General features: G+C 55.5%; 5 protein-coding genes. 1 reads left to right on the forward strand and 4 read right to left on the reverse strand.

Annotated features, from left to right (window positions below):
• Positions 1 to 290: 290 nt before the first annotated feature.
• From ENN40_10395 to lepB, 4 genes are read right to left on the reverse strand one after another with little or no spacing between them, the layout of a single operon-like run.
• On the reverse strand, positions 291 to 632 hold the full coding sequence (locus ENN40_10395) for a hypothetical protein (GenBank protein HDP95750.1): 342 nt from the start codon (positions 630 to 632) through the stop codon (positions 291 to 293).
• Positions 633 to 654: 22 nt separating this feature from the next.
• On the reverse strand, positions 655 to 1,002 hold the full coding sequence (locus tag ENN40_10400) for a cupin domain-containing protein (GenBank protein HDP95751.1): 348 nt from the start codon (positions 1,000 to 1,002) through the stop codon (positions 655 to 657).
• Positions 999 to 1,979: a GDP-mannose 4,6-dehydratase gene (gene gmd / locus ENN40_10405; protein ID HDP95752.1), complete on the reverse strand. Its 981-nt coding sequence runs from the start codon at positions 1,977 to 1,979 to the stop codon at positions 999 to 1,001. The genes ENN40_10400 and gmd overlap by 4 nt, the downstream gene beginning before the upstream one ends.
• Positions 1,980 to 2,030: 51 nt before the next feature.
• The gene (gene lepB / locus ENN40_10410; protein HDP95753.1) at positions 2,031 to 2,756 is read right to left on the reverse strand and encodes a signal peptidase I; all 726 of its coding nucleotides are present in this window, start codon (positions 2,754 to 2,756) and stop codon (positions 2,031 to 2,033) included.
• 155 nt (positions 2,757 to 2,911) lie between these two features.
• Between lepB and ENN40_10415 the strand changes: the two genes are divergently transcribed.
• The gene (locus ENN40_10415; GenBank protein HDP95754.1) at positions 2,912 to 4,006 is read left to right on the forward strand and encodes a DUF362 domain-containing protein; all 1,095 of its coding nucleotides are present in this window, start codon (positions 2,912 to 2,914) and stop codon (positions 4,004 to 4,006) included.
• Positions 4,007 to 4,129: the final 123 nt, after the last annotated feature.

Here is a 4,129-nt window from a genome sequence, read left to right on the forward strand (position 1 = left end):
CCTTTTTTCTACTTCTTACCTTTTCAACTTTTCAACTTTGACATGGCAAGGGGCATATGAGTCGAAAGTCGAAAGTAAAAGCCCTTGGCGAGGGGCAAGGGGCAATGGGCAAGGGGCCATTGGCAAGAGGCAAGGGCTCCTGAGCGCCCGCCTTCGTGTCACCTGGTACCTGCCACCTGTCTATTTCATTACTTGTAGAATGTAGAAAATAGAAAACAGCAGGCATTCGAGGGAGTTCGTCACCTCTCGCCCCTGGCCCCTCGCCACTCGCCAGCTTTCTTTTCAACTCTTCAACTTTGCATGCGCGAGGGGTGAGGCGTTTTCCACACCAGGAAAGTCACATCTTCGCTGCCGCCGTTCAGGATGCGCATGGGAGTCCGGAAAACCACGGGCACCAGGTCACCGGTCTGGTGAATCGATTCCTCTCCATCAAGTTGCAGCCGGATCGTACCCATGAGTACCAGCAGGTGCACATTGGAATTGGCCCGGTGCAAGGGAACTTCCTGACCCGGTCGCAGGGCGATCTGCATTACCATCAACTCATCGGTTTCCACCGCCACGCGGCGGCCGAACGAGTCATCCCGCCATGGCGGATCGCGCAGAACATTGACCAATTCATCACGGTTCATCATTCTTTACCCTGAATTTGCATCTTCAGGCGCGGCGGTAATCGTCTTCATAGCGGACGATGTCGTCCTCTCCCAGGTAACCGCCCCGCTGAACCTCGACAAAAACCAGGTCGTTTTCACTTTCACAAGCCACGCGGTGGCGCGACTTGGGCGGAATATGCACCACTTGGTGGGGATACAATTGCAAGACCTTGTTGTCCAATTGCACCCGCGCCACGCCCTCAAGGATCAGCCAGTCCTCGCCGCGATGTTCATGACTCTGCAGCGAGAGGCGTTGCCCCGGATACACCACGATACGCTTCACCTTCATACCCTCTTCCTCGTACAGGACTTCGAACCGACCCCAGGGACGCTCTTCCCGATCCTTTATCATGCGTTGACTCTCTGCTCCCGTTCCAGGCGCTCCAGGTCCGCATCCACCATCATGCACACCAGTTCAGGGAATGATACTCTGGGCTCCCATCCCAGCTCACGCTTGGCCTTGGCGGGATCACCGATTAAGAGGTCCACTTCCGCGGGACGCATGAAACGGGGATCCTGAACCACGAAGTCCCGGTAATCCAGGTTCACGCGGGAAAACGCCAACTCCACCAATTCGCGTACGGAATGGGTCTCACCCGTGGCGATCACGTAGTCCCGGGGTTCTTTTTGCTGCAGCATCATCCACATGGCACGAACGTAATCGCCGGCATAGCCCCAATCCCGCTTGGCATCGAGGTTGCCCAGGCGCAATTCCCCTGCCAGCCCCATCTTGATAGCGGCCGCGGCATGCGTGACCTTGCGGGTCACGAACTCCATGCCCCTGCGGGGGGACTCATGGTTGAATAGTATGCCGGAAACCCCGAATATATCGTAGCTTTCGCGGTAGTTGACGGTTATCCAGTGACCGTAAACCTTGGCCACACCGTACGGGCTGCGGGGATGAAACGGGGTGCTTTCCGACTGGGGGATCTCGCGCACTTTGCCGAACATCTCCGAGGATGAAGCCTGGTAAAAACGGATCCCGGGATTAACCGCACGGATGGCTTCCAACATGCGGGTAACCCCCACGGCGGTAAATTCAGCCGTCAGAACGGGTTGATTCCAGGAAGTCGGCACGAAACTCATGGCCGCCAGGTTGTAGACTTCATCGGGTTCGCATTCTTCAACCAACTTGATCAGGGAATATTGATCCAGGAGGTCGGCCTGGCGGATATTGATCCGTTCCCGGATTCCGTCCAATCTGCCATAATTCTCCGTACTGGAACGACGGACCATTCCCGTCACCGTGTAGCCCTTTTCCATCAGCCACTCAGCCAGATAGGAACCGTCCTGGCCGGTTACGCCGGTAATCAATGCCTTTTTCTCCATGCGACCTCCCGGGAAACCCGCGCCGGATTTCCGAATCTATGCTGAGCGAATTCAGCGAACAAGTTGCAGACTGCGTTGCCAGCGGGTACGGGAAAAGAAGTGCACCAGAGTGCGGAAAATGCTTTTCACCTGGTTGACAATTCCGGGCGCCATGTAGTCATCCGTTTTGGCCGCGTAGGACCAGTAAATGCGCCAGGGCCGGCCGATGATGTATTCGGCGGGTACGGATCCCCAGTAGCGCGAATCAAAGCTGTGGTCCCGGTTGTCGCCCATGCAGAAGTACTGTCCCGAGGGCACTGTAAAGGCGGGATAATTGTCCCGATAGCCGGCCTGGATCCGGGGATCCTTGAAGTAGGTATAGGGTTCGTCCAGGACTTTGCCGTCAATAAAGACCTGCTTTTTGCGGATGGTAATGGTTTCTCCAGGCAAGGCGATCACCCGTTTCACGTACTCTTTGTCCATTTCCGCCGGAGACTTGAACGTCACGATCATTCCCCGTTGAATGGACACCTGGGGCAACAGGAAACTTCCCGGCCCCCCGATGGCGCGTGAATAGGCCACCTTGTCCACCAGCAAATGATCACCAATAAGCAAAGTATCTTCCATGGAGCCGGTGGGGATCACAAAAGACTGCAAGAGAAACGTCATGACAAAGAACACGTAGATCAAGGTCTCCGCGATGAGTTCGGCATACTCCCGCGGACCACCGGGACCACGCTTTGCCTCGCGACGCTCTTTTCGACGGGTCTTCCACCTGCCCAGGGCTTTCTTTACCATCTGGGTATTGTACTGGAACGGTTCCGGGAAATCAACTCTGAAACCGCTCTCGTAGACTAAACAGGCAAGTTCGCGAACCGCCCCTTTTTACTTTTTTTGATCTCCGCCGATCTGGTGGTACAATCCAGTTTAAGGAAAGAGTTTCAGGAGGAGCCATGTCCGGAGCCACGGTCGCTGTTGTGCGCACAACGCCTGAAAGCGTTGTGGATGATGTTCAACGGGTCTGCCGCCTGGCAGGCATTAAAGAAGCCCTGGATCCGGGCGCCACCACCATCCTCAAGGACAACATCACCTGGCATAATCTGTTTCCGGGAGTCAACACCACGCCCTGGCAACTGGAAGGCACCATCCGCTGCCTGAAATCCGAGGGATTCGCGGATTTAGCCGCGGTTCACAACCACACCGTGGTCACATTGCCGGAAAAGGGTGAAAAGGACCTGAAATTTTCACCCCAATACAAGGCTTTCGACATTCCGGTGCTGTTCAACTTCAAGCCTGAAGATATGCAATGGATTCCATTTTCTCCGAAATTCAAAACCCTGGCGTTGCATCGGATCTTTCCCGAGGGCATCCGCATCCCCGAGTACTTTGTGGGAAAAAACATCATCCACCTGCCCACGGTGAAAACCCATTCCTACACCACCTACACCGGAGCAATGAAAAACGCTTTCGGCGGGCTGCTGAATGTGAAGCGTCACTACACCCACACCTGGATTCATGAAACCCTGGTGGATCTGCTGGCCATCGGTCGCGAGATCCATTCCGGTATGTTCGCGATCATGGATGGCACAACCGCGGGTTCGGGACCTGGCCCCAGAACCGTGATCCCCCACGACAAAAACATCCTGCTGGCTTCGGCGGACCAGGTGGCCATTGATGCGATTGCCGCGTCCATGATGGGATTCAATTGGCGTGACCTGCCGTGCATAGCCCTGGCCCATGAACACGGGCTGGGCGTCGGAAACCCCAAACAGATCCGCATTGTGGGAGATGAGGACGTCACCAAAGAAAACTGGCATTTCGACGTGGGCGTAAACCTGGCCACCGGCGTGGGCCGGCTTTTATGGCACGATACACCCTTACGCCATCTGCAGAAACTCTTTTTCCACACCCCCCTGGTCAAAGTGTTTATTCTTGCATCCGAACTGTATCATGACCGCATCTGGTATCCCGTCAAGGGGCGCAAAGTGGTTCAACAGTGGTTAAAGGAATCGCCCTGGGGGCGCCTGTTTGAATCCTACCCGGGCTGAACCGGTTTCCCGGGCCGTTGACTTTTCGCCCCTTCGCGGCTACAATGCATTTTCTGTTTCGCACCCGTGAGCCATGATTTTTACTTCTCAAGCTTTCCTCTTGTTTTTTGCCGTGGTCTTCAC

The sequence above is a fragment of the Candidatus Aminicenantes bacterium genome (assembly GCA_011049425.1).
In the GTDB taxonomy this organism is placed as follows: Bacteria; Acidobacteriota; Aminicenantia; order UBA2199; family UBA2199; genus UBA876.

Bases quoted from the DNA above. Each gene is read 5' to 3' on its own strand.
- gmd (HDP95752.1), bottom strand. From the start codon at position 1,979: ATGGAGAAAAAGGCATTGATTACCGGCGTAACCGGCCAGGACGGTTCC.
- ENN40_10395 (HDP95750.1), bottom strand. From the start codon at position 632: ATGATGAACCGTGATGAATTGGTCAATGTTCTGCGCGATCCGCCATGG.
- ENN40_10400 (HDP95751.1), bottom strand. From the start codon at position 1,002: ATGATAAAGGATCGGGAAGAGCGTCCCTGGGGTCGGTTCGAAGTCCTG.
- ENN40_10415 (HDP95754.1), top strand. From the start codon at position 2,912: ATGTCCGGAGCCACGGTCGCTGTTGTGCGCACAACGCCTGAAAGCGTT.
- lepB (HDP95753.1), bottom strand. From the start codon at position 2,756: ATGGTAAAGAAAGCCCTGGGCAGGTGGAAGACCCGTCGAAAAGAGCGT.